The organism is Candidatus Blochmannia ocreatus (assembly GCF_023585745.1).
Taxonomy (GTDB): Bacteria; Pseudomonadota; Gammaproteobacteria; order Enterobacterales; family Enterobacteriaceae; genus Blochmanniella; species Blochmanniella ocreatus.
Window position 1 is genome coordinate 723,287 of record NZ_CP097762.1, and the last position, 23,035, is coordinate 746,321.

The window sequence follows — 23,035 nt, forward strand, 5'->3', positions numbered from 1 at the left end:
ATACATAGATTTTAACAAAATTAACACAATGTTTTATTGATGTTATCATGTATATGTAGACTGTTTATATAGTGTTATTTATATTTAGTAGTCCTAATTAAATTAGGACGGGATACATAAAAGTTATATATTTATTTGTATTTTTTATCGGTTTAGATGATAAGTTGATATGTTTGTTTATCTAAAAAATTGATTTAATATTAATTTTATAAGAAATATATAAAGTGTATATTTTTTAATCAGTACTAATTATGTTCTCAGTATGTAATAGTTTTGTGACTACTAAATTAGTTGTATAAATAATGTTTTTTTGGAAGGTATTAATGTTATTAAACATACAAAGTAGTTATCAGGAATACATAGGGCATCATTTACACCATTTACAGTTTGATTTAAGTACTTTTTCATGGTTAGAGTCAGGAGATTCTTCGCATTTTTGGATATTGAATATAGATTCAATATTTTTTTCAATATTATTAGCTGTATTATTTGTGTTGGTTGGTAGTGTCGTAGCAAAATCAGCTACTTATGGTGTTCCTAACAAATTACAAACATTTATTGAATTGTTAATATTATTTGTTGATAATAATGTAAAAGATATGTTCCATGGAAATAGTAAATTGATTGCTCCATTGTCCATGACAGTGTTTGTTTGGGTTTTTTGTATGAATATTATGGATTTAGTGCCTGTAGATTTTTTACCCTATATAGCTCAAAATGTATTGGGTGTTTCTGCTTTACGTATTGTCCCTTCTGCTGATGTTAATATCACTTCTTCAATAGCTTTAAGTATATTTGTGCTTATTATATATTATAATATTTGCACTAATGGTATTATAGGATTCTTAAAAAGATTAGGATGTCATCCATTTTCTCATCCAATGTGTATTCCAATAAATTTAATTCTTGAAATTATTAGTTTACTATCCAAACCAGTATCTATGAGTCTGAGACTATTTGGGAATATGTATTCTGGTGAATTAATTTTCATTTTAATATCTGCGTTATTACCGTGGTGGGGACAATGGATTTTAAGTTTGCCTTGGTCTATTTTTCATATTTTAGTTATTACATTACAAGCCTTTATTTTTATGGTATTAACAGTGATTTATTTATCTATAGCTCATGATCCGTATTGAGATTAATAATAAATCTTATGTTATAAATTTCACAAATTTTAGAGGGTATTATTATTATGGAACATTTAAGTTACGATATGTTATATATCGCAGTAGCAATAATGATGGGATTAGCAGCAATAGGTGCTGCTATTGGTATAGGTATATTAGGTAGTAAATTCTTAGAAGGAGCTGCGCGACAACCGGATCTTATTCCAATTCTTCGTACTCAATTTTTTATTGTTATGGGATTAGTAGATGCTATACCGATGATTACTGTGGGTATTGGTTTATATGTAATGTTTACTGTAGCGTGATTATTAATGATAAAGTATATATGTAATGTATTATTTAGTTTTTTATTAAATTTTGGGATTATATATTGTGAATATTAATGCAACTATATTAGGCCAAGCTATTTCGTTTATTTTATTTGTTTGGTTTTGTATGAAATATGTTTGGGCTCCATTTATGTCTATTATTGAAAAGCGCCGAAAGGAAATAGCTGATGATTTTGCTGTAGCTAAACGTGTTAGACAGGAATCTGATAATGCTAATGTTGCAGCGAAAATTTGTTTAACCCAGGCACGAATTAGAGCTAAAGAAATTATTACTCAGGCAAATATGTGTAGAACACGTATTCTGGATGAAGCTAAAAATATAGCAGAAAAAGAATATAATAAATTTTTATCTAAGGCAAGAGAACAAATTGCCCATGAAAGGCAGTGTGTTTCAGCAGAATTAAAAAAACAAGTTGGTCAACTTATTATTGAAAGTGTAGAAAAAATCATAGAATGTTCTATGAATGAGACAATAAATTCAGATATCGTCAATAAAGTAATTGATACATTATCATATGAGGATTAGATGGAAAGTAGTGTGTTAACCATTGCGTATATATATGCAACAGCTGTATTTGATGTGGCTGTGTCTCAAAAGAATATAGATACGTGGCAAAAAAGTTTAAGTATATTTTCTAAAATAATAGAAAATACTCTTATGAAATCTTTATGTTTTAGATGTTTAGCTCCTAAAAAGTTATCAGAGATATTTTTAAAAATATGTGAAGATTATCAGAAAAAAAAAATGGATATTTTTAGTAAAAATTTAATTTATATAATTTCAGAAAATAATAGATTGTTACTATTACCAGTAATTTTTAAAGAATTTTTACGTTTACGTTATATATATGAAAATTCTATAAGAATTAAAATTATTACCGCTTGGCCTTTAAATTCTTATCAGTTAAAAAAAATTAATAAAATTATGTCTAAACGCTTGTCTAAATCGGTAAATTTAGAAAACATTGTAGACAAACAAATATTATCTGGAATAGTGATCCAGATTGGAGATACTATAATTGATAACAGTGTACGTAATCGTATTTTTCGTTTAAATCATATATTACAATTTTAGTATATTACTTTTAGGTTTTAAAAAATATTATGCAATTGAATTCTAGTGAGATTAGTGAGTTGATTAAAAAGCGCATTATGCAATGCGACATTACTTCGGAAATTCGTAATGAAGGTACGATTATTGCAGTAGGAGATGGAGTTATTCGTATATATGGATTGACAAATGTAATGCAAGGTGAAATGATTGCTTTGCCAAATGAGCAATTTGCTGTTGCTCTAAATTTAGAGCGAGATTCTGTAGGCGCAGTAGTTATGGGGTCGTGTGTAAATATTTCTGAGGGGATGATAGTACGATGCACAGGAAATATATTAAGAGTTCCTGTTGGTTATGAATTATTGGGCCGAGTAATAAATACATTAGGTGTGCCTATAGATAATAAAGGAACTATACAGTGTTCAGAGTATCTTCCAATAGAAGCTTCTGCTCCTAGTGTTATTGATCGTAAATCAATAGATGAACCGATTCAAACTGGATATAAATCTATCGATTCTATGATACCTATAGGACGTGGGCAACGGGAATTAATTATAGGAGACAGACAAACTGGAAAATCTGCTTTAGCAATTGATACGATCATCAATCAACGTTTTAGTGGTGTTAAATGTATTTATGTTGCTATTGGGCAAAAAGCAATAACTGTAGCTAATGTGGTAAAAAAATTAGAAGAATATGATGCATTATCTAATACTATTGTTGTTCTTGCATCTGCTTCTGAATCCGCTGTGTTACAGTATTTAGCGCCGTATTCTGGATGTGCTATGGGTGAATATTTTCGTGATCTTGGTGAAGATGTATTGATTGTGTACGATGATCTTTCTAAACAAGCAATTGCTTATCGGCAGATTTCTTTATTATTAAGGCGTCCACCTGGAAGAGAAGCATATCCAGGAGATATATTTTATTTACATGCCCGTTTATTAGAGCGAGCGTCGAGAGTAAGCGCTGATTATGTTGCCCATTGTACTAATGGAAAAATAACAGGAAAAACTGGTTCTTTAACTGCATTACCTATTGTTGAAACGCAAGCTGGTGATGTTGCTTCTTTTATTCCAACAAACGTTATTTCTATTACTGATGGTCAAATTTTTTTAGAATCTCGTTTGTTTAATGCTGGTATTCGGCCTGCAGTGGATCCTGGAATTTCTGTATCGCGAGTTGGAGGATCAGCGCAAACTAAAATTATGAAAGTTTTATCTGGTGGTATTCGAACCGCTTTAGCTCAGTATCGTGAATTAGAGGCGTTTTCTCAATTTGCGTCAGAATTAGATGATATAACGCAAAAGCAATTACAGTATGGTCAAAAGGTTACTGAATTATTAAAGCAAAAGCAATATGTTCCTATGTCTGTTAGTTCTCAATCTATTGTTTTATTCGCAGCTATACATGGTTATTTAGATGATATTGCTATATCAAAAATAAGTGATTTTGAATCTTCTTTAATATTATATATGAATTATGCAGAAACAGAATTAATGCAAATAATTGATAAAAGTGGTATATATGATACTAATATTGAAAATAGATTTAAAAGTATTCTTAATACTTTTAAAAAAAATCAGTCTTGGTAAAATATAATAATGATCGTAAATAATGGTATAATGATAATATGTCAGGACTACAAGAAATACGTTTGAAAATTAATAGTGTACGTAATATACAAAAAATAGCAAAAGCCATGGAGATGATTTCTGTAGCTAAAATTCATAAAGCTCAAAAACGTATGTTAATTAGCAAACCGTATGCAGAAACTGTATTAAAGGTTATTAATCATATTGCTTCTGGAAATTTAGAATATAAGCATCCCTATTTTAAACATCGGAACGTGCATAAGTCTGTTGGTTATTGGGTTATATCTTCTGATAGGGGATTAGCTGGGGGATTAAATGCAAATTTGTTTAGAGCATTATTACATGATTTTAATAAGTGGAATACTATGGGAATAGTTATTCAATTAGCTGTTATTGGGGCAAAAGCAGCCTCTTTTCTACATGGTATAAAGTGTACAAAAGTAGTTAGTTGTATTTCTGGAATAGGAGATACTCCTAAGATGTCCGAATTAATTGGTTCAGTTAAAGTTATGTTAGAATTATATGAAAAAAATAATATAGATAGATTGTATATAGTATACAATGCATTTGTTAATACTTTAACTCAAATTCCGAAGATTATACAAATTTTACCAATTGTTTCTAAACATAATATTAATCATATATCTGCTAAATATTGGGATTATTTGTATGAACCAGATTCTAAAGTGTTGTTAAATAATTTGTTACAACGATATATTGAATCACAGGTTTATCAAAGTGTTGTAGAAAATGTAGCTAGTGAACATTCTGCTAGAATGATGGCTATGAAAACAGCTTCAGATAACGGAGAAATTATTGTTAATGATTTGAAGGTACTTTATAACAAAGTAAGGCAAACTAAAATCACGGAAGAACTTACAGAAATTATTTCGGGAGCTTCTGTAATACAATGATCAATATAAATATATTAAAAGAGGTATAAATTATTATATGGATTCTGGGAAAATCATTCAAATTATTGGCGCAGTAGTTGATGTTGAATTTAGACAAGATTCAGTTCCTAATATATATAATGCGCTTGAAGTACGTGTAGATGCAATGAGTGGTAGTAATACTAAATTTATACTAGAAGTAGCACAGCAGCTAGGTATGGGAGTAGTACGTTGCATTGCTATGTGTTCTACAGATGGATTACGTAGAGGACTGACGGTTATTAATTTAAAAAATCCTATTCAAGTTCCAGTGGGAAAAGAAACATTAGGTCGTATGGTTAATGTATTAGGTGAAGCAATTGATATGAAGGGTATTATTAACGCAGCAGAAAAATGGTCTATTCACCGTCCTGCTCCAGGGTATTCTGAATTATCCGATAAACAAGAACTATTAATAACTGGAATCAAGGTTATTGATTTAATATGTCCATTTGCTAAAGGAGGAAAAATTGGGTTATTTGGTGGGGCAGGTGTTGGAAAAACTGTAAATATGATGGAGCTTATTCGTAATATTGCTGTAGAGCATTCTGGTTATTCAGTATTTGTGGGGGTTGGGGAACGTACTCGTGAAGGTAATGATTTTTACCATGAAATGATAAATTCTAATGTTATAGATAAAGTGGCTTTGGTATATGGCCAAATGAATGAGCCTCCTGGTAATAGATTACGCGTAGCTTTAACTGGTCTTACTATGGCAGAAAAGTTTAGAGATGAAGGTCGTGATGTGTTGTTATTTATAGATAATATATATCGTTATACTTTAGCTGGCACTGAAGTATCGGCTTTATTAGGTCGCATTCCTTCAGCGGTTGGATATCAATCGACGTTATCAGAAGAGATGGGTATGTTACAGGAGCGGATTACTTCTACAAATTTAGGGTCTATTACTTCTGTGCAAGCAGTATATGTGCCAGCAGATGATTTGACCGATCCTTCTCCCGCTACTACTTTTTCTCATTTAGATGCTACTATAGTTTTAAGTAGACAGATTGCTGCTCTTGGTATTTATCCTGCAGTAGATCCACTAGATTCTAATAGTCAGCAATTGAATCCACTAGTTGTAGGACAAGAACATTATGATGTAGCACATAGTGTTAAATCTATATTGCAAAAATATAAGGAACTTAGAGATATTATTGCAATCTTAGGGATGGATGAATTGTCAGATACGGATAAATTAACAGTTTTACGTGCCAGGAAGATTCAAAGATTTTTATCGCAGCCTTTTTTTGTTGCTGAAGTATTCACTGGATTTTCTGGGACATATGTTCCTTTGAAAGATACTATTAGTGGATTTAAAGCAATAATAGAAGGTGAATTTGATATGATCCCAGAGCAAGCGTTTTATATGGTGGGTTCCATAGAAGAAGTAATAAAAAAAAGTAAAACACTTTGAATAAAAATTTTTATTGTTTGTTTATATAGGTATGAAAATTGATGTTAATCACCAATAGTTATCGTTTAATTGTTGTGTCTGTAGAAAAACAGATATTTTCTGATGCAGTGCGAAAAATTCAAGTGAATGGTACTGAAGGAGAAATGGGGATTTTTCCTGGTCACTCTCCTTTACTTACATCTATTAAGCCTGGGGTTTTGCATATAGTTAAATTATGTAATAACATAGAATATGTATATATTTCTGGAGGTATTTTAGAGATTCAGAATACTGTGGTTACAATATTAGCAGATACTGCGGTTCGAGCAGACGAACTAGATGAACAACAGGCTAATTTAGCAAAATTAGCAGCGGAAAATTATATTAAAAAATTTTATGATAGTGGTGGTAGTAGTAATAAAAAGGATATTAATTATATCAAAATTTCCTCAGAAATGTCTCAAGCTATTGCAAAACTTAGATTAATTGAATTGTATAAAAAATATAAGAACAGTTGATTTTTTTAGATACAGGTTTTAGGAAATTTTAAAAAATTTGTGTTGGATAAGAATAATTTTTTTGTAGTGGTTTATTTATATAAAAGATATTTTATGTCATATTTTAATTTAAATGCAATTATATTAGCTGCCGGTATGGGTTGTAGGATGTTATCAGATATACCGAAAGTGTTATATAAAATTGGTGGTAAATGTTTGTTACAGCATGTAATTGATGCTGTAATGCAATTAGGAGTAAAATCTATATATGTGGTATATAGCTCCAACAATGGCAGGAATATTATGCAAACAATTGATACACGTCACTATACAAATATTCCGGTACATTGGGTTTTGCAGAGACATTTAATTGGCACTGGAAATGCTATTCAGCAAGTTTTGCCAGTTATTAATGATGATGAAGATATTTTAGTGTTATATGGTGATGTACCATTTATTTCATGTAAAACATTACGGGAATTATATGGATTAAAATCTAAATGCGATTTAAGCATGCTGACAGCTATTTTAAATAATCCAGATGGTTATGGACGTATTATAAGAAATAAAGAAGGTATGGTGATCAATATTGTGGAACATGCAGATATTATTGATAATATTCATAATACAATTAAAGAGATTAATACAGGTATATTTGTTGCTGTTGCTAAAAATTTAAAATGTTGGTTGCATGAAGTAACTGCTGATAATATAAAAAATGAGTTTTATTTAACAGATATTGTACATATAGCTCATGCTTCGGGTTGTGTCATAAACACAATGCATCCTTTCGATTTATTTGAGATTTTAGGAATAAATAGTAAATCCGATTTAGTTGTTTTAAACAGAAAATATCAAAAAAAGCAAGCGGATAGTTTATTATCTTCTGGAGTTATGATAATTGATCCAAACAGATTTGATTTACGAGGAACATTAGTACACGGGCAAGATGTTTGTATTGATATAAATGTGATTTTAGAAGGACATATTGTTTTAGGAAATAGAGTACAAATAGGATCAGGTTGTATTTTAAAAGATGTGGTTATTGGTAATGATGTAACTATATTTCCATATTCAATAATTGAAGATTCAAAAATTAATAATTTTGTTAGTATTGGTCCTTTTGCTAGATTAAGATCTGGAAATAATTTATTGGGTAATAATCATATAGGAAATTTTGTTGAAATGAAAAATACATTATTTGGTAAGTATTCTAAAGCAAAGCATTTGAGTTATTTAGGTGATGCAGAAATAGGTGAATATGTGAATATTGGAGCCGGAGCAATTACTTGCAATTTTGATGGTTTTAAAAAGCAACGTACTATTGTTAGTGATCATGTTTTTATTGGCGCAGATAGTCAAATTATTGCTCCAGTTGTTATTGGTAAAAACGCAACTATTGGAGCTGGAACAACTGTAGTTAAAGATGTGGCGGATAATGATACTGTTATTAGCAGAACAGAACAATTTTCTATTGCATGTCACCATAAACATTCAAAGACTAAAAATAGTGTTTAATAGTTCTACATGTGTATTGTTTTGTGTTGTTTAAGATTTTTAAATGTTTTAAAAAATGCAATTTTTCATATAGATTAATACTAATATTATTATATAATGTATAGAGAATCATATCTATTTTATTATAGAAGAGTTGATTTTTTTTATAAAAATTAAAATTTTATCTTGTTTTATAAGATTTCTTTCGTTTAAGAGTGACTTTATTAAGAGGTTCTTTGAAAGAATGCAGTGAATTTAGAGTTATTTTCCAATACAAAATGTAGAAAATATTTTTTTTAATAAGTCTTCAGTAGTAAATTTTCCAAATATTTTTATTAGTTCGTTATGTGCTAGTTTAATATCTTCTGCAAAAAATTCATTAACATATTGTGTAGATATTAATTGGTTTTTAGCGGATAACAGATATTTAAAAGATTTTTCTAGTATGTTTAAATGACGTCTTCTAGTAATCAAATTACTTTGATTGTTAATAAATCCTGGAGGAAGATCTTTATAGGATTTATATGTTATATTATTAATCAAGTAATTTTTTAAAAGATCTATTCCTGAATTGAATAGAGCTGATAATGTGATAAATGTATGATTCTTTATGGTATAAAGTTTGTTTTTTTCTTTACTTAAATCAGATTTATTACGAATTATAGTTATGGGAATTTGTTGATTTTTATGAAGTAATTTTTTTCGTATATTATTGAAAATATCTTCATATTTTTTGTTAGAGTATTGCCTATCTTCATAAGCATTTATGACCCATAATATATGATCGGCATTGTTTAGTTCTTTTATTGCGCGTTGGATACCAATTTTTTCTACTTCATTATTGATATTATTTTGGAATCCAGCAGTATCGATGATATGGAATAAAATACCATTTAATTGTATACATTCATGTAATATATCTCTTGTGGTACCAGAGGCGTCATTAACAATTGCTCTTTCAGTACCAATTAATGCATTGAATAAACTGGATTTACCTACGTTGGGTTCTCCTGCAATCACTATTTTTAAACCTTCACGTAGTATAAGATTATGACAAGCTGATTGATGCATCTTTTTTATGTCATATATGATATTATCTAGTAATTTTATAGTTTTATCATATGATAAAACATGCACTTCTTCTGAGAAGTCAATAGAAGATTCTATGTATATACGTAGTTCAGTAAGTTTGTTCAATATTGCACGTATCTGTTGTGAAAAATGACCTTGTAAATAATTAGATGCTGATTTTGCTGCTTGATATGAATTAGCATTAATTATATCTGTTATTGCTTCAGCTTGAACAAGGTCAATTTTTCCATTTATAAACGCTCTTTTAGTAAATTCTCCTGGTTGCGCTATTCGAATATTTGGAGAAGTTTTTAAGATACGTTCTAATAGAATATCTAATATTATAAGTCCGCTGTGTCCATGTATTTCTAAAGTATTTTCTCCTGTAAAAGAATTAGGTTCTGGAAAAAACAGTGCTATTACTTGCTCCAATATAGTACCATCTGTATCAAAAATTGGTAAATATTCCGCTTTTCTTGGAATTAGATTTTTTTTATGTAATAACTCTGGAATTATTATCGGTACTAATGGTCCTGATACGCGTATTACCCCAATTCCTCCTATGCCTATAGGAGTAGAAATAGCAGTTATTGTATCTGTAGAGCTATGTATAAACTTATTATTTAACATTATAAAATATGTATTAACTCTAATATCAGAACATTAGTTTTATTAGCGCTGTTTATTTTGTAGACCTTTTTTTTCTAAAACTTTATAAATCATTTGTTGTTGAATAATAGTAATGATATTACTTACTATGTAGTATAACACCAATCCGGATGGGAACCATAAAAAAAATATAGTAAAAATTATTAACATAATAGTCATTATATTTTTTTGTATTGTATCACCAATAGCATTAGGTGATATTTTTTGTATGTAAAACATGGTTATTCCCATTAATATTGGAAGTATACAATATGGATCCGGTGCAGATAAATCATGAATCCAGAAAATGAAATTAGCATGTCTTAGTTCTACAGAACTTGATAACATATAATATAGAGCTAAGAAAATTGGCATTTGAATAAGTACAGGGAGACATCCGCCTAATGGATTTAATTTTTCTTCTTTATATAATTTTATGGTGTTTTGATGGTATTGGTATTTATCGTGTTTATATGCTGTGTGAATTGCAGATAATTTAGGTTGTAACATACGTATTTTTGCCATAGAAGTATACTGTGCTTTAGTTAAAGGATACATAATAAATCGTATAATTAGTGTAGTTATGACAATTGATATGCCCCAATTATTTACGTATTCATGTATAAGATTTAATAGATTAAATAGTGGTTGAGAGATAAACCATAACCATCCATAATCAATGATTAAATCTAGATTCTGGTTTACTTGTGTCATTTTTTTTTGAACTTTTGGGCCCATCCACAATATAGATTGTAGTGTTTCTTGTTGTCCCATAGGGATATGTATCGAAGAAGTTTGAAAACCTATTATGGCATTTTTTTGGTCAAGGAAAGTAGTATAAAATGTTTTAAATCCTTGGTTCAATGGAATCCAAGCAGTTGCGAAGTATTTTTGAGACATAGCTATCCAACCACTAGAAGTATTAATGTTTAAATCTGACTTTTTTATATCTTTAAAACTATATTTTTGATATTTTTTTTTGTCAGTAGAGTATATAGTACCTCGATATGAATATAATGGGAAACTGTCTTCGTCGTTGTTTCTATTATTATATTCAATAGGATAAGATATGGATTGTACTAAATTTCCCAATAATTTAATGTTTATTGAGTTATTACTCATATTACTTATAATGTAGTCTACGTGTATGGAGTAATCATTTCGATTAAAAGTGTAATTTTTAGTATATTTTATTCCATTATTGTCATGATGTATTAAACTCACTTTTAACGTATTTTCTTTTTTTAGTAATTTATAGGTATCTTGATTATTTGAAGTGGTGTACAAAAATTTTTTGTTAAAGAATGGTTTTTTTAACGATTCAGACGTTTCATTGATTATATTGATATTTGCATTGTATACAAAATTTTTTTTGGTACATAATAGATGATAAGGTGTTTTAGAATTTAAATTTTCTTGATAATTCATTAGGTAAGCTTCTTCAATATCGCCTCCATAGGTATTTATTTTTAGTAGAAATACATCTGTTTCTACAGTGATTAGATGATTTTCTTTATAAGAATATGTTATTTCATTGTCATTTTCAGCATTATCTAAGGTATATATGTTGTCACGTGTGTTTATTATTGTTTGGATATTTTTATCTTGATAATGTTCTGTTTGCCATGTTTGCCATAGTATAAATGACATAATTAAAAAAGCTATCAAAAAAAAATTACGTTGTGAATCCATATTGATTACATCCTGAATATGTGAATATGAGTAATATATGAAATCTTCATTGTTATTATCGGCTAAAGGATGACAGTGTAATACGCGAATAAAAGTCATCCATATACCTTGTATAATTCCGAATGTTTTTATTGATTGTATACTATATTGAGAGCAAGTAATTTGAAAACGACAGTGATGACCTAATATAGGGCTAATAATAAATTGGTAGGTAGATATTAACCATATTATGTGTTTTTGAATGAATAAAAATGGCGATTCCATAACTTTTGAAGTTCTTTTATTAATGCGTGGTTTTTAAGATAAATAATTTTTTTAGAGTTAATAACTAATATAAAATCATTAGATGATAGCTTATGTTGATTAGTACGAAATGTTTCTCGCATATGTCTTTTAATTCTGTTACGTTCATGAGAAAGTTTAATATACTTTTTTGAAATTGTTAATCCTATACGTGGATATCCTAAGTTATTAGATCTACTAAATAAAGTTATTCCGATAGATTTTATGCATGTTGGTTTTTGGAACACAAAAATAAATTGTTTTTTAGTCAACAATTTTATTTTTTTAGGTAAACTAAATTTATTCATTTAGTTATTAATATGAATACACTAATGAATTTTATGTAGACACAACTAATTTAGTACGTCCTTTAGATCTACGTCTTGATAATATCTTACGACCTTTTTTTGTTAACATTCTTACTCTAAAGCCATGTGTTCTATTGCGTTTTAGTACAGAAGGTTGAAAGGTGCGTTTCATATTGGATTTTATACTATCTATAATGGTTATTGATTTTAGTTAGTTTTCAAATGCAGAACAGAAAACATATTATAATACAGTTGATATAAAGTCAAAAATATTTAAAAGTTTTATATCATTTGATAAATAGTTGCATTCTAGGGCACTATTTTTATTAGAATTAATTAGTTGTATAATATGCGTATACACCGTGTGGTATATTTATTTTTTAAATTTTGTACATTATACTACATGTAGTAATATATATGTAAATTTTGATTTAAAATAATTAGTTTATTTGAATAGTAAAGCTTTTTGTTTAAAGATTGTAATTATGAATTTTGTAATTAATAAAAAATGTTTATATAAGTCATTGCAAAAAGTTATAGCTATTGTAGCTAGCCGCCCTAGAATTCCTATATTAACTCATATTTTATTAGAAGTTAGTAGAAATCATCTATTTATTACTGCAACGGATTTAGAAATTGAAATAATAGCGTATTTGATGTTAGAACAGGAATATCCATGCCCTTTTAGGGTTACTGTATCGGGTCGTAAGTTCTTTGAAATTTGTCGTAGTTTTCCTGAATCTGCAAAAATTTCTATAACTTTAAAAGACGAAAGATTAATGATTTGTTCTGGTACTAGTAAATTTTCTTTGTCAACTTTATGCGCAGAAGATTTTCCCAAATCGGATGAGTGGAAAGACGGTGTGAAATTAACAATATCGCAACTTAGTCTAAAAAAAATGATTGAGTTAACTCAATTTTCTATGGGTTCTCAAGATGCTCGTTATTATCTAAATGGAATATTTTTTAAAACTGCAAAAGATTCTGTTCGTATCGTAGCAACTGATGGACATCGTTTAGCAACATGTAAGACATCCGTTTCAGGTGTATTATCGGAACAATCAATTATTATTCCGCGTAAAGGAATTGTAGAGATTTTGCGTTTATTAACGATGCAAGAAAAATTAGTTGATATTTATTTTAATAAAACTAGTGTTCGTATCAAAATTGATAATTATGTTTTTACATCTAAGTTAATTGATGCTGTATTTCCAAATTGTTGTGATATTTTTTTAAAAAAACAATCAAGAAATGTTTTAGAAATTACGTGTGAGGTTCTTCGGCATGCTTTAAAGCGTGTTGCTATTTTGGCAAATGAGAAACTTCGTATTATTCAATTTGTATTGATGAAAAATCAGTTAAAAATAACGTCTTATAATTTTTCACATGAAACTTCAGAAGAAATTTTGGATGTTTCTTATTGCGGTGAGAATATGGAAGTATTTTTTAATGTAGATTATTTACTAAATATTCTTAATGTAATGTTAGATCAAGAGATATTACGATTTTTTTTAACTGATTCAATATCTAGTGTGCAAATAGAGAGCGCATCAAGAATTTACGCAGCTACATACATAGTAATGCCAGTGCGGACATAATAGTGATAATATTATCAAATGGTATATATATGTTATATAAGTATGTTGTATTTTTAAATAAAAATATTTAATGATATTAAATTAATGTAGTTTTATATAGATTTTGTTTATTATTTAATTTTCTTCATAAAAATTATTTTTAATTACATAATTTTAATAAAATTAAAGTAATCGTATTTGAAATTTTATTTAATATTCAATGATTAATGTGGTATTAATCATTGAATATTAATGTTTTATTGATGATATATATGTTTTGAAAAATTTCTATATAAATATACCTTCTTGTATAAGGACCAGATTATGTTAGATACTTATGATTCTTCAAGTATTAAAATTTTAAAAGGATTAGATGCAGTACGGAAAAGACCAGGTATGTATATTGGAGATACTGATGATGGAACGGGTCTGCATCATATGGTATTTGAAGTAGTAGATAATTCTATTGATGAAGTTATTGCAGGGTTTTGCACAGAAATAATAGTGACAATACATAAAGATAATTCAATTTCTATACAGGATAATGGTCGAGGCATACCTACAGGTATACATGAAGAAGGTGTATCTGCTGCTGAGGTTATCATGACTGTATTGCATGCTGGAGGAAAATTTGATAATAGCAATTATAAAGTATCAGGAGGATTGCATGGTGTGGGAGTATCAGTAGTAAATGCATTATCAGAAAAATTAGAATTAGTTATAAAAAGAGATTTTAAAATCTACAAACAAATTTATCGTAATGGTATACCAAAAGCGCCTCTAAAAATTATTGGTAATAGCGAAAATAGTGGTACTGCAATACGTTTTTGGCCGAATTTAAAAGTATTTACAAATAAAGTTGAATTTCAGTATGAGATTTTATCCAGACGTTTTCGAGAATTATCTTTTTTGAACTCAGGAGTGTCGATTGTTTTACGTGATTGTCGTAAAAATATAATGGACAATTTTCATTGTCTGGGAGGAATAAAGGCGTTTGTAAAGTATTTAAATATTAATAAAATGGCGATTCATCCTAATATATTTTATTGTGTGGGAAATAGAGGAAAAATTAATATAGAAGTTGCTTTACAATGGAATGATTCTTTTCAGGAAAAGATATATTCTTTTACTAATAATATTCCGCAACGAGACGGTGGAACACATTTAACTGGATTAAGAACTGCGATTACGCGAACTATGCATTTTTATATGGATAAAGAAGTACATGCTAGAAAAATTAAAGTTATTACAATAGGAGATGATGTTAGAGAGGGGCTTATTGCTATATTATCTGTTAAAATGCCAGATCCAAAATTTTCCTCTCAAACTAAAGAAAAATTAGTGTCTTCCGAGGTGAAAACAGCTGTTGAATCTTTAGTGTATGAAAAATTAATAGAGTTTTTTTTAGAACATCCAGCTGATTCTAAAAATATAATAAATAAAGTTATTAGCGCAGCGCGTGCCAGAGAAGCGGCTCGTAAAATTCGTGATTTAACGCGACGTAAGGGATTATCTGATTTTTCTGCTTTACCCGGTAAATTAGCTGATTGTCAGGAGAAAAATCCTGCTTATTCTGAGTTATATTTAGTGGAAGGGGATTCTGCAGGAGGTTCTGCAAAACAAGGTAGAAATCGTAAAAATCAGGCTATTTTACCGCTTAAAGGTAAAATATTGAATGTAGAAAAAGCGCGTTTTGATAAAATGTTAACTTCTCAAGAAGTAATGACATTAATAACTGCGCTTGGTTGTGGTATTGGTCCTAACGAATATAATATAGATAAATTAAGATATCATAATGTCATAGTTATGACAGATGCAGATGTAGATGGAGCGCATATACGTACTTTATTATTAACTTTTTTTTATCGACAGATGCCAGAAATTATAGAAAGAGGGCATATATTTATTGCGCAACCTCCTTTATATAAAGTACAAATAGGACACCAAGAAAAATATCTTAAAGATGAAGAAGAAATGAATCGATATCAAATGTCTATAGCAGTAAATAAATCTCGTTTTTATATTAATTCTAATACTCCTCCTTTGACTGGTAAAAGTTTAGAGCAGTTAATTCATGATTATTACTTAATACAAAAAATGATTGTTCATATGGAAAGAAAATTTCCAAAAACATTGTTAACTAGATTAATGTATCATCCTGTTCTAACTGTAGAAGAATGGTGTAATTTTGAAATTGTCAAGGATTGGATGATAGATTTAGTTGCTTCACTAAATTATTACGAAGATTATGGTAATAGTTATGAGTATACTATACTAAAACATAACAAAAAAAAATATTTTGAACCAGTATTATATACCCATATTTATGGAATCAGATCAGAATATGTGTTAAGTATAGATTTTTTTAAGAGTTATGAATATAAAAAGTTAATATCTTTTGGAAATAAAATAAATAAATTATTGCTTTCAAATGCGTATATAGAATACGGAACAAATAGTAAGAAAGTAAATTCTTTAGAACAGGCAGTAGATTGGTGTATGAAAGAATCTAGAAAAAATTTAGTAGTACAACGTTATAAAGGATTAGGAGAAATGAATCCTGACCAATTATGGGAAACTACTATGAATCCTAAAAATAGATGTATGTTACGTGTCACAATAAGAGATGCAATAGAAGCTGATAATTTATTTACTACTTTAATGGGCGATTTAGTTGAACCAAGACGTATTTTTATAGAAGAAAATGCTTTGAATGCAACTAATATAGATTACTAATTAATATAGTATATTTGTTTCTTGTATTTTATTGAAATAAATTTATATGGTGGGGTTGTTTTTATGATTAATAGATATATATAACTATTGTTATATGATATATTAAATGCGGTAGTTATTAATTAATAATTCTATTATGTATATAGATTTATTTTAATTTTAGTGTCTAAAATTATTAATTGAAAATTATATTTTTATGTATTGAATTAATAATTCTATTATAGGAGTGCATATATGCGTAATTTTGATTTTTCCCCTTTATATGGATCTGTAATTGGATTTGATAGGTTAGTGAATTTTTTAGAAATTGGACAAAATGATGGTAATTATCCTCCTTACAATGTTGAATTAGTAGATGAACATAAATATACTATTTCTATAGTGGTTTCTGGATTCAAAAATAGTGAATTAGATATTACAATGCATGATAATATGTTAGTAGTGAAAGGGACGCATAGTGATTCTCCCCAAGATTCTAAAAATTATTTATATCAGGGTATTACAGATCATGATTTCGAAAGAAAATTTCAATTAGCTGAGCATATTAAGATAAATGGAGCAAATTTGGAGTGTGGAATTTTATATATACATTTAGAAAGAATATTGCCTGACACGTTAAAACCGAGACGCATTGAAATTAAATAGTAACAGTATTTATTGTAGAACGCAATTATGAGTTTTATATATAATTAGATATTATGCCCGGACCTCATAATGTTTTATGGATGTTTGGGCATAAGGTTATGTATTTAGTGATATATTTATTTATATGTCTTGGTATTAAATTATTTTTTTTGAACGTAATTCAATTTTTAGATAAGCATAAAAAATTGGAGCTGCTATTAATCCTTCTAAGCCAAATATTGATTCTAGTATAAGCATAGATAATATAAGTTCCCAAGGATTAGCGTTAATTTTATTACCAATGATTTCAGCATTGAGAAAGTATTCTAGTTTGTGAATTAATATTAAATAAATTAACATTATAATCCCAATACCTAATGAAATAGATAAAGCAGAAATAGTAATTAGTATGTTTGATATAATATTTCCCACAATCGGTAGTAATCCAAAGAAGAAAGTAATAATGATTAAAGTTTTTCCTAATGGTAAGGGTTTTTCAAGTAATGGAAATATGATAAAAATCATAAAAGATGTGAGCAATGTATTTACTGAAGAAATTTTTATTTGCGCAAAAACTATTTTGTGGAATGCTTGTGACATATGATGTATGCGTTCTAATAGTTGGGTGACAAAATATGTATTGTGTGTATGTTTTACTCTAGATGAAGAACATGATATTAATATACCGATTATTAGTCCTATTAAAAGCGTAATAAATGCGTGTAAAAAGTTGTGGCCCATATTACGAATAAATATTATATTCGATTCTATCCAATTAAATATTTGATGTTTTAATTCTTCTGTAGTATTTGGTAAAAAATTTAGTAAAAAAAAATTATTAGGTAATCTGTTTTTCAAATCAGAAACAATTCGATTAATTTCAATAGAAATGTTCATTTGGTTTAAATCTTCTGTGAAGAAATTAGTACAATTTATAATACTAAATGTAATAACAATCATTATACTTGCAAGAATTAATATTACTGAAATCCAGCGAGCATAGATGATTTTAATAAATCGTTCGAAATGTGAAGAAAGAGATATTATAATTTCATATGTTAAAAATCCAGAAAAAAAGCATGGAAATAAACCTAATGGTATTACCATAATTATACATATGAACATTATTGCATAAGAAATAATCATTATTGATTTTTTTTGGAAGATCATGCTATATTTTGCTCTGTTTGACAATTCATGTTGTTATGAAAGTGTTATATATCAAAAATATTGATACTTTATATATGAAAGTTATTGCATGTGTTATGCATAATTTATTTTATATGTAAAAAATTTATTAAATAAAAAATTTTTCATTACTATTTGCATAGTAAAATGTTTATACAACAAATATATTCATATAGTATTATGATTTTTAAAGTTTTGATTCTTTTACATAAAGTTTATTGTACCTTGCAGGTATAGATTTATATGAAATTAATGCTATTCTATAATAGCTATTATTATAAATAATAGTAATTGTTTGGTATATGAAATTTTAGTGCTTTAGATTAATTAAATGTATATTAAAAACAATGTAAATACTTTTCAAAAATTGATAAAGGTATTGAAAAATTATTGGGAGGATTGTGGTTGCAGCATAGTGCAGCCATTAGATATAGAAGTAGGTGCAGCTACTTCGCACCCTGTTACATTTTTTAATGCTATTGGACCAGAACCTGTTTTTGTATCTTATGTTCAATTATCTAGACGTCCTATGGATAGTAGATACGGAAAGAATCCCTATAGATTACAGCAATATTATCAATTTCAAGTCGTGATAAAACCATCTCCTAAGAATATGTTATCTTTATATTTAGATTCTTTAAAAATGTTAGGATTAAGCTGCGAGAAAAATGATATTAGTTTTGTTGAAGATAATTGGGAAAATCCTACACTTGGAGCCTGGGGTTCTGGATGGGAAGTTCGATTAAATGGGATAGAAATAACACAGTTCACCTATTTTCAACAAATGGGTGGATTAGAATGTAATCCTGTAACTGGAGAAATAACATATGGTTTAGAACGTTTAGCGTTATTTTTACAGAATGTTCATAATGTTTACGATTTAATCTGGAATAATAGTAAAAGAGGACCTCTTTTATATAGAGATTTATTTTTTTTTAATGAAGTGGAACAATCTATATACAATTGTGAGTATACGAATGTAGAATTTCTATTGACACTTTTTAGTCATTATGAGAAAGAAATAAAATATCTTATAAATATGGAAAAATCTTTAATTAGACCGGCATATGAACGTGTTTTAAAAGCGATACATATTTTTAATTTGTTAGATGCTAGGAAAGTTATTTCTACTACAGAAAGGCAAAATTATATTTTACGTATTAGAAAATTGTCCCATATGATAGCAAAAGTATACTATCTGTCTAGAAAAAAATTAGGTTTTCCCATGCTAAAAACAATTATTAATTCATAATAGAGATAAAATTTTTAAATGAAAGAACATGTTTTTTTAGTAGAAATTGGTACTGAGCCATTGCCATATAAGATTTTAAAAAAATTAGGGCAAGATTTTTTTTGCGGTGTTGTTTTAAATTTAAAAAAGAATAGACTCTTATATAAGGAAGCGGTTTGGTTTGCATCTTCATGTCGTCTAGCTGTTAAAGCTAAAATAATTTTTAAAAAAAATTTAAATATTAATAATTTTAATAAAAATCATTTAAATAAAATATTTGCTAATGAATATAGTCAACGTGTTTTTAAAAATCCGAAAATTATATCTGATATTAATATGAAAGATGATACTACTAATGTAGTTAATACTAATTTAGAAGAATTTGTTACGAGTCCAGAAGAAGTAGAAGTATTATATAAAAACTTACAGCATTTGTTATATGCAACAGTAAATAATGCATTAAAGCAATTGAATAATTATAAAATGATGCGTTGGGGCAGTATAAATACTGCATTTATAAGACCAGTGCGTACTGTCACAATTTTATTAGATTCATATATTATTCCAGGATGTTTTTTTGGTATAGACATAGATAGAATACTGTATGGAAATATAAATATGGTGGAACAATATAAAATTGTTTTAGAGCACGCTAAGGATTATCCAGATGTTTTAATTAAAAGTGGTTGGGTAATAGCAGATTATTTTAAAAGAAAAGAGATGATAAAAATTGCTATAGAAAAAGAAGTTAAAAAGTTAGGAGGGATTGTAAGGAGTCAAGATAAAGATAGTATCTTATTGGATGAAGTTACATCATTAGTAGAATGGCCTGTAATTCTTTATGGTAAGTTTAATAAAAAGTTTCTTGCATTGCCGTCTGAAGTGATATTACATATTATGAGATATGATCAAAAATATTTTCCAGTTTTTAGTATTACCCAAAATGATGTTTTACTTCCATATTTTATTTTTGTAGCTAATACGGTTAATAATAATTACAAGAATATTGTCACAAGACATGAATATGTAATGGACACGCGTCTGATAGATGCAAAATTTTTTTGGGAAAATGATAGAAAATATCGTTTGGAAGATTACGTTTCTAAATTAAGTTCAGTGTTATTTCATAGAAAATTAGGTACTTTATGCGATAAAAGTCATCGAATAGAATATTTATCTGCTTGGATAGCAGGAGTCATTGGGATTGACGTGCAAAAAGCTAAACGTGCTGGATATTTATGTAAAGGTGATCTGATGAGTCACATGGTTTGTGAATTTCCTTCTACACAAGGAATTATTGGCATGCATTACGCTTATAGGGACGGAGAATCATCTGAAATAGTATTAGCACAAAAAGAACATTATCAACCAAGGTTTTCTATGGATAGATTACCTACTATTTATACTGCTTGTGTAGTATCTGTTGCAGATAAAATGGATACTATATCTGGTATATTTGGTATTCAAGAATTACCTAAAGGAAACAGGGACCCATTTGCTTTGAAAAGATTAGCAGTGGGAATATTACGTATTCTTATATACAGGAAATTTCCATTAAATTTATCTATTTTAATTCAAGAATCAGTAAAGTTATACCAAGAAAAATTAACAAATTTAACGGTTATTGAAGATATTAATAATTTTATGTATAAAAGGTTGTTTTTTTGGTATTCTACCAAAGGTTATAGAACTGATATTATTAAAGCAGTATTAAAAGTTAATTCTGTTGATTTAATTGATGTGGATAGACGATTAGTAGCGGTTTCTACTTTTTTTACTATACAGAAAGAAAAAAGCGTTATATTGAATGTAATGTATAAGCGCATATCTAATATTATATTAGATAAAGAAATTCCTTGTGATATGCAGATTCAATATAGTTTGCTTAAACAAGCGGAAGAAATATGTTTAGTGAATCAGCTGGACATGGTAGAAAGAAAAATGCAAGTTTTATGTTCTCAATATCGTTACTATGATGCATTAGTTGATTCTGTGAAAATTTTTGATGCAGTTAATAAATTTTTTGATAAAGTAATTATCATTAATAAAAATAAACATATACAGATGAATCGATTACTTTTATTAAATAAAATTAAAAGTTTGTTTTTGAAAATTATAGATATTTCTTTATTATCTACTTAATTAGATGTTGAGAATACAATTAATTATTACAATATATTTATTTATTAATTAACGAGATAAAACTGCTTGTTATTTAAAACATGGTTCCAAAACGGTTAGATAATAATTAATGGAACCATGTTAATAGTTTTATACGTAGCGTTCAAATTGATTTGATACTTCGTTCCAATTAATTACATTCCAAAAAGCTTTAATGTAATCTATACGTCGATTTTGATATTTTAAGTAATACGCATGTTCCCATACATCAAGACCAAGTATTGGGTACCCATGTGTTCCAGAGATTTCTAATCCCATTAGCGGATTATCTTGATTTGCAGTGGAAACTATGGACAAAGTGTTTTTTTGTTTTATTAACCATACCCAACCGGAACCAAAGCGACTAATAGCAGTTTTTTCAAAGCAATCTTTGAAATAAGATATATCTTTGAAGTTAGATTCTATTGCATCTTTTAGTGGACCTTGAAGAATAGTGTTCTTTTTAAGATATTTCCAAAAAAAACTATGATTTATATGTCCTCCAATATTATTGCGTAATATAGTTCTTTTATTTTTAGGTAAATCGTTTAATTTTTTTATCAGTTCTATAGCTGTAAAATTAGAAAATTCAGGCAAATCTGATAATGCTGCGTTAGCATTATCAATATATGTTTGATGATGTTTTGTATAATGAATTTCCATAGTTTTAGCATCAAAAAATGGTTCTAATGCATTATATGTATAGTTCAAAGGAGGTAATATAAATTTCATAAAATTTCTCCATAATCACATTAATGATTTTTTATCAAATCAATAAATATAAACTATTATAACATCTTATTAGATTAAGAAGCATTTTATTCTAATTAATTTATTGATGTATGCTGATATATATATTATGATCATTTTATTCATTAAAGCACTTAAATTTATAAAAATAATTTATTGAAAGATTTAATATGTTTCTAATTCATTTAATTATTAATGATATTAATTTTATTAAGTATTCTAAAATATAGAGTTTTATATTTTTTAAAATTTATACTGTTATTAACGGCGAGTAGCGCAGTTTGGTGGCGCAATACGTTCGGGACGTATAGGTCGGAGGTTCAAATCCTCTCTCGCCGATA

Annotated in this window: 20 protein-coding genes and 1 tRNA gene; 15 read left to right on the forward strand and 6 right to left on the reverse strand. The window is 27.9% G+C overall.

The annotated features are described in order from the left end of the window. The first annotated feature begins 323 nt into the window (after positions 1-323). From atpB to glmU, 9 genes are all read left to right on the forward strand, one after another. A complete protein-coding gene (gene atpB, locus M9405_RS03125) occupies positions 324-1,139 on the forward strand; it encodes a F0F1 ATP synthase subunit A (protein ID WP_250223229.1) in 816 nt (271 codons plus the stop codon). A gap of 56 nt (positions 1,140-1,195) precedes the next feature. Beyond that, entirely contained in the window at positions 1,196-1,435 is a 240-nt protein-coding gene (gene atpE, locus M9405_RS03130) for a F0F1 ATP synthase subunit C (protein WP_250223230.1), read from the forward strand. A 67-nt stretch (positions 1,436-1,502) separates the two neighbouring features. Further along, a complete protein-coding gene (locus M9405_RS03135) occupies positions 1,503-1,985 on the forward strand; it encodes a F0F1 ATP synthase subunit B (RefSeq protein WP_250223231.1) in 483 nt (160 codons plus the stop codon). Then, complete coding sequence (locus M9405_RS03140) at positions 1,986-2,534, forward strand: F0F1 ATP synthase subunit delta (protein ID WP_250223232.1); 549 nt, start codon at positions 1,986-1,988, stop codon at positions 2,532-2,534. It abuts the gene before it with no gap. Positions 2,535-2,563: 29 nt separating this feature from the next. Beyond that, positions 2,564-4,105 (forward strand): F0F1 ATP synthase subunit alpha, encoded by a 1,542-nt coding sequence (gene atpA, locus M9405_RS03145; protein WP_250223233.1) that lies wholly within the window; start codon positions 2,564-2,566, stop codon positions 4,103-4,105. A gap of 38 nt (positions 4,106-4,143) precedes the next feature. Further along, the gene (gene atpG / locus M9405_RS03150; protein WP_250223234.1) at positions 4,144-5,019 is read left to right on the forward strand and encodes a F0F1 ATP synthase subunit gamma; all 876 of its coding nucleotides are present in this window, start codon (positions 4,144-4,146) and stop codon (positions 5,017-5,019) included. A 37-nt stretch (positions 5,020-5,056) separates the two neighbouring features. Next, the gene (gene atpD, locus M9405_RS03155; RefSeq protein ID WP_250223235.1) at positions 5,057-6,454 is read left to right on the forward strand and encodes a F0F1 ATP synthase subunit beta; all 1,398 of its coding nucleotides are present in this window, start codon (positions 5,057-5,059) and stop codon (positions 6,452-6,454) included. A gap of 41 nt (positions 6,455-6,495) precedes the next feature. Continuing rightward, a complete protein-coding gene (locus M9405_RS03160) occupies positions 6,496-6,951 on the forward strand; it encodes a F0F1 ATP synthase subunit epsilon (protein WP_423775038.1) in 456 nt (151 codons plus the stop codon). 93 nt (positions 6,952-7,044) lie between these two features. Further along, entirely contained in the window at positions 7,045-8,448 is a 1,404-nt protein-coding gene (gene glmU / locus M9405_RS03165) for a bifunctional UDP-N-acetylglucosamine diphosphorylase/glucosamine-1-phosphate N-acetyltransferase GlmU (RefSeq protein WP_250223236.1), read from the forward strand. 240 nt (positions 8,449-8,688) lie between these two features. Here the strand turns inward: glmU and mnmE are convergent, their stop codons facing one another. The 4 genes from mnmE to rpmH are packed head-to-tail and all read right to left on the reverse strand — an operon-like array spanning position 8,689 to position 12,600. Continuing rightward, the gene (mnmE, locus tag M9405_RS03170) at positions 8,689-10,128 is read right to left on the reverse strand and encodes a tRNA uridine-5-carboxymethylaminomethyl(34) synthesis GTPase MnmE (RefSeq protein ID WP_250223237.1); all 1,440 of its coding nucleotides are present in this window, start codon (positions 10,126-10,128) and stop codon (positions 8,689-8,691) included. A 42-nt stretch (positions 10,129-10,170) separates the two neighbouring features. Beyond that, on the reverse strand, positions 10,171-12,102 hold the full coding sequence (gene yidC / locus M9405_RS03175; RefSeq protein WP_250223238.1) for a membrane protein insertase YidC: 1,932 nt from the start codon (positions 12,100-12,102) through the stop codon (positions 10,171-10,173). Then, complete coding sequence (rnpA, locus tag M9405_RS03180; RefSeq protein ID WP_250223239.1) at positions 12,066-12,428, reverse strand: ribonuclease P protein component; 363 nt, start codon at positions 12,426-12,428, stop codon at positions 12,066-12,068. The genes yidC and rnpA overlap by 37 nt, the downstream gene beginning before the upstream one ends. Positions 12,429-12,459: 31 nt before the next feature. After that, positions 12,460-12,600, reverse strand: coding sequence for a 50S ribosomal protein L34 (gene rpmH / locus M9405_RS03185; RefSeq protein WP_250223240.1), 141 nt, complete (start codon positions 12,598-12,600; stop codon positions 12,460-12,462). Between the two features lie 313 nt (positions 12,601-12,913). On the opposite strand from rpmH, the gene dnaN reads away from it, so the two are divergent. The 3 genes from dnaN (at position 12,914) to M9405_RS03200 (ending at position 17,386) form a co-directional block, all read left to right on the forward strand. Then, entirely contained in the window at positions 12,914-14,026 is a 1,113-nt protein-coding gene (gene dnaN, locus M9405_RS03190; RefSeq protein WP_250223241.1) for a DNA polymerase III subunit beta, read from the forward strand. A gap of 303 nt (positions 14,027-14,329) precedes the next feature. Beyond that, positions 14,330-16,741 carry a DNA topoisomerase (ATP-hydrolyzing) subunit B gene (gene gyrB / locus M9405_RS03195; RefSeq protein ID WP_250223242.1) on the forward strand — a complete coding sequence of 804 codons (2,412 nt, stop codon included), beginning with the start codon at positions 14,330-14,332 and terminating at the stop codon, positions 16,739-16,741. 234 nt (positions 16,742-16,975) lie between these two features. Continuing rightward, the gene (locus tag M9405_RS03200) at positions 16,976-17,386 is read left to right on the forward strand and encodes an Hsp20 family protein (RefSeq protein ID WP_250223243.1); all 411 of its coding nucleotides are present in this window, start codon (positions 16,976-16,978) and stop codon (positions 17,384-17,386) included. A gap of 135 nt (positions 17,387-17,521) precedes the next feature. Here M9405_RS03200 and M9405_RS03205 read toward each other — a convergent pair whose 3' ends face one another. Beyond that, a complete protein-coding gene (locus tag M9405_RS03205; RefSeq protein ID WP_250223244.1) occupies positions 17,522-18,535 on the reverse strand; it encodes an AI-2E family transporter in 1,014 nt (337 codons plus the stop codon). Between the two features lie 349 nt (positions 18,536-18,884). Here M9405_RS03205 and glyQ point away from each other — a divergent pair, with 349 nt between their 5' ends. Both glyQ and glyS read left to right on the forward strand, forming a co-directional pair. Beyond that, positions 18,885-19,805: a glycine--tRNA ligase subunit alpha gene (gene glyQ / locus M9405_RS03210; RefSeq protein WP_250223245.1), complete on the forward strand. Its 921-nt coding sequence runs from the start codon at positions 18,885-18,887 to the stop codon at positions 19,803-19,805. Between the two features lie 18 nt (positions 19,806-19,823). Further along, entirely contained in the window at positions 19,824-21,926 is a 2,103-nt protein-coding gene (glyS, locus tag M9405_RS03215; protein WP_250223246.1) for a glycine--tRNA ligase subunit beta, read from the forward strand. 129 nt (positions 21,927-22,055) lie between these two features. On the opposite strand, the gene M9405_RS03220 is transcribed toward glyS, so the two are convergent. Next, positions 22,056-22,676 (reverse strand): Fe-Mn family superoxide dismutase, encoded by a 621-nt coding sequence (locus M9405_RS03220; protein WP_250223247.1) that lies wholly within the window; start codon positions 22,674-22,676, stop codon positions 22,056-22,058. A 283-nt stretch (positions 22,677-22,959) separates the two neighbouring features. On the opposite strand from M9405_RS03220, the gene M9405_RS03225 reads away from it, so the two are divergent. Beyond that, positions 22,960-23,033, forward strand: a tRNA-Pro gene (locus M9405_RS03225). Positions 23,034-23,035: the final 2 nt, after the last annotated feature.

Coding starts and splice junctions, on each gene's coding strand:
- M9405_RS03205 (WP_250223244.1), bottom strand. CDS start 18,535: ATGATCTTCCAAAAAAAATCAATAATGATTATTTCTTATGCAATAATG.
- atpA (WP_250223233.1), top strand. CDS start 2,564: ATGCAATTGAATTCTAGTGAGATTAGTGAGTTGATTAAAAAGCGCATT.
- atpD (WP_250223235.1), top strand. CDS start 5,057: ATGGATTCTGGGAAAATCATTCAAATTATTGGCGCAGTAGTTGATGTT.
- mnmE (WP_250223237.1), bottom strand. CDS start 10,128: ATGTTAAATAATAAGTTTATACATAGCTCTACAGATACAATAACTGCT.
- M9405_RS03220 (WP_250223247.1), bottom strand. CDS start 22,676: ATGAAATTTATATTACCTCCTTTGAACTATACATATAATGCATTAGAA.
- M9405_RS03160 (WP_423775038.1), top strand. CDS start 6,496: ATGTTAATCACCAATAGTTATCGTTTAATTGTTGTGTCTGTAGAAAAA.
- atpG (WP_250223234.1), top strand. CDS start 4,144: ATGTCAGGACTACAAGAAATACGTTTGAAAATTAATAGTGTACGTAAT.
- atpB (WP_250223229.1), top strand. CDS start 324: ATGTTATTAAACATACAAAGTAGTTATCAGGAATACATAGGGCATCAT.
- M9405_RS03200 (WP_250223243.1), top strand. CDS start 16,976: ATGCGTAATTTTGATTTTTCCCCTTTATATGGATCTGTAATTGGATTT.
- yidC (WP_250223238.1), bottom strand. CDS start 12,102: ATGGAATCGCCATTTTTATTCATTCAAAAACACATAATATGGTTAATA.
- M9405_RS03140 (WP_250223232.1), top strand. CDS start 1,986: ATGGAAAGTAGTGTGTTAACCATTGCGTATATATATGCAACAGCTGTA.
- glmU (WP_250223236.1), top strand. CDS start 7,045: ATGTCATATTTTAATTTAAATGCAATTATATTAGCTGCCGGTATGGGT.
- rpmH (WP_250223240.1), bottom strand. CDS start 12,600: ATGAAACGCACCTTTCAACCTTCTGTACTAAAACGCAATAGAACACAT.
- dnaN (WP_250223241.1), top strand. CDS start 12,914: ATGAATTTTGTAATTAATAAAAAATGTTTATATAAGTCATTGCAAAAA.
- rnpA (WP_250223239.1), bottom strand. CDS start 12,428: ATGAATAAATTTAGTTTACCTAAAAAAATAAAATTGTTGACTAAAAAA.
- glyS (WP_250223246.1), top strand. CDS start 19,824: ATGAAAGAACATGTTTTTTTAGTAGAAATTGGTACTGAGCCATTGCCA.
- atpE (WP_250223230.1), top strand. CDS start 1,196: ATGGAACATTTAAGTTACGATATGTTATATATCGCAGTAGCAATAATG.
- gyrB (WP_250223242.1), top strand. CDS start 14,330: ATGTTAGATACTTATGATTCTTCAAGTATTAAAATTTTAAAAGGATTA.
- glyQ (WP_250223245.1), top strand. CDS start 18,885: ATGTATATTAAAAACAATGTAAATACTTTTCAAAAATTGATAAAGGTA.